The sequence below is a fragment of the Parvibaculum sp. genome (assembly GCF_035511255.1).
Lineage (GTDB): Bacteria > Pseudomonadota > Alphaproteobacteria > Parvibaculales > Parvibaculaceae > Parvibaculum.
This window is the reverse complement of the sequence record NZ_DATKFR010000001.1, coordinates 1-2,626: the sequence shown is the minus strand read 5'-3', so window position 1 is coordinate 2,626 and position 2,626 is coordinate 1. Positions and strand designations below refer to the sequence as shown.

2 protein-coding genes are annotated in these 2,626 nt (G+C 68.0%); both read left to right on the top strand.

The features are described from left to right. Positions 1-1,791: malto-oligosyltrehalose trehalohydrolase (gene treZ / locus VMR03_RS00010; RefSeq protein ID WP_325401006.1), on the top strand; the 1,791-nt coding region annotated here is incomplete at its 5' end. Further along, positions 1,788-2,626: 4-alpha-glucanotransferase (locus tag VMR03_RS00005; RefSeq protein WP_325401004.1), on the top strand; the 839-nt coding region annotated here is incomplete at its 3' end. The genes treZ and VMR03_RS00005, both read left to right, overlap by 4 nt.

The following is a 2,626-nucleotide window of genomic DNA, read 5'->3' as shown; positions in this document are numbered from 1 at the left end:
TGCGGCATGAGCGCGCGCGAACCATATAAATGGTCCTTCGGCGCGGAGCGCGCCGGCGATATCGCGCGCTTCCGTCTCTGGGCGCCGAGCCGCGATGCCGTGAGCGTCGCCATCGAAGGCCGGGCCGACCTGCCGATGACGAGGCGCGACGGAGGCTGGTTCGAAGCCGAAGCCGCCATCGCCCCGGACACGGCCTATCGCTTCCGCCTCGGCCCCGACGATCTCGCCGTGCCGGACCCTGCGGCCCACGCTCTTGATGGCGATGTGCCGACCGGCGCGAGCCGTCTCGCCGATCCCGACAGCTATCAATGGCGCGTCCCGGACTGGCGCGGGCGGCCGTGGCGCGAAACCGTGCTCTATGAATGCCATGCCGGGTTGCTCGGCGGCTTTCGCGGCGTCATCGACAAGCTCGATCATCTGGCTGCGCTCGGCGTCACCGCCGTCGAGCTGATGCCCATCGCGGATTTTCCGGGTGCGCGGAACTGGGGCTATGACGGCGTTCTGCCCTACGCGCCCGACGGCGCCTATGGTTCGCCCGACGATCTCAAAGCGCTCGTCGATGCCGCCCATGAGCGCGGCCTGATGATGTTCCTCGACGTCGTCTACAACCACTTCGGCCCCGTCGGAAATTATCTTCACGCCTATGCCTCGCCCTTCTTCCGCGAAGACGTCTCGACGCCATGGGGCGCCGCCATCGATTTCCGCCAGACGGAGGTCCGCGATTTCTTCGTCGAGAACGCCATCTACTGGCTGACGGAATTCCGCTTCGACGGCCTGCGCTTCGACGCGGTCCACGCGATTGCCGATCAGGACATCCTGACGGAACTGTCCGAGCGCGTGCGCGCAGCGGTCGACCCCGACCGCCATATCCATCTCGTGCTCGAAAACGACGCCAATCAGGCGCGCTATCTCGAACGCCATTTCGATGCCCAGTGGAACGACGACGTGCATCATGTGCTCCACGTCCTGCTCACCGGCGAAACCGAAGGCTATTACGAGGATTATGCAGAAGCGCCGGTGGCCAAGCTCGCGCGCGCGCTCTCTTCCGGCTTCGTCTATCAGGGCGAACCGTCGCCGCATCGCGGCGGCGAAACGCGCGGCCAGCAGAGCGGGCATCTGCCGCCGACGCGCTTCGTGCATTTCCTCCAGAACCACGACCAGATCGGCAATCGCGCCTTCGGCGAGAGGCTGACGACGCTGGCCGAGCCCCAACCGCTCGAGGCCGCGCTGGCGCTCATCCTGCTCAGCCCGCAAATTCCGATGCTCTTCATGGGCGAGGAATGGGGCGCGCGAACACCCTTCCTCTATTTCACCGATCACGATCACGAACTCGCGCAAGCCGTGCGTGAAGGCAGGCAGCGCGAATTCGCCGCCTTCAAGGCCTTCAAGGATCCAGCGCGGCGCGCCCTCATTCCCGATCCCAACGATCCGGAGACCTTCGCCTCCTCGCGTCCCGATTTCAGCGAGGTGCAAAGGCCGGAAGGCGCGGCGCGGCTGGCGCTGACGCGCGATCTCCTCGCCCTTCGCCACAAGGAGATCGCGCCGCGACTCGACGGGACGCGATCGGAAGGCGCCGACGCCATCGGTGCCGCCGCCGTCGCCGCGCGCTGGCGTCTCGGCGATGGTGCGCGGCTCTCGCTCTATCTCAACCTCGGCGGCGAGCCCGTCGAGCTATCGGGCGACCGGGTAGGCCGCCTCCTTTTCGAGTCGCATAAGGGCGACGCGGAAAGCCTGCGGAACGGAAGCCTCCCCGTCGCCTCTCTCGTCGCCTTTCTGGAGGATCGCCCATGAGCGACGACAGCCTGCGCGAGCTCGCGCACTTCGCCGGCATCGCGCCGTCATGGGTCGACGCCGCCGGCCAGCCGCACGAGGTTTCGCTCGACGTGCTGCGAACGATCCTCACCGCCTTCGGCCTTCCGGCGACCACGGCCTCGCAGATCGCGTCGAGCCGCGTCGCGCTGCGCGGCATCGCCTCCGACGCGCCCCTGCCGCCGCTTCTGATCGTCACGGCGGGCGAACCCATCCGGTTGCCGCCGCTCGCGCGCTTCGGCGAGATCGCGCATTACCGGATCGTCCTCGAAGACGGCGTCTTCGTCGATGGCGCCGTCCAGCGCGACGCCGACGGCTTCCATCTGCCCGCGGTCGGCGATATCGGCTATCACAGGCTCCAGATCGGTTCGGAGGACGTCACGCTCGCCGTCGCGCCGGCACGCTGCTTCACGATTGCCGATATTCATACCGGTATCGACGGGCAGCCGCGCCTCTGGGGCGTGCAGGCGCCGGTCTATAGTCTGCGCCGCAAGGGCGATGGCGGCATCGGCGATGGCGGCGCGCTCGCGCAAGCCGCGCGTGCCGTCGCCGCACGGGGCGCTTCCGCCTTCGCGATCAATCCCGTGCATGCGCTCTTCTCCGCTGCGCCCGACCGCTACAGCCCCTATGCGCCGTCGAGCCGCGCTTTCCTCAATCCGCTCTATGCCGATCCGGCGGCGGCTCTCGACACCGCAACCATTGCACGCGCATCGGATGGCGACCTCGCCGCCGCGCTCTCGGTGCTCGAGGCCCTGCCGCAGATCGACTGGCCGGAGGCGGGCCGCGCCAAGCTCACGCTTTTCCGTCGCCTGTTCGA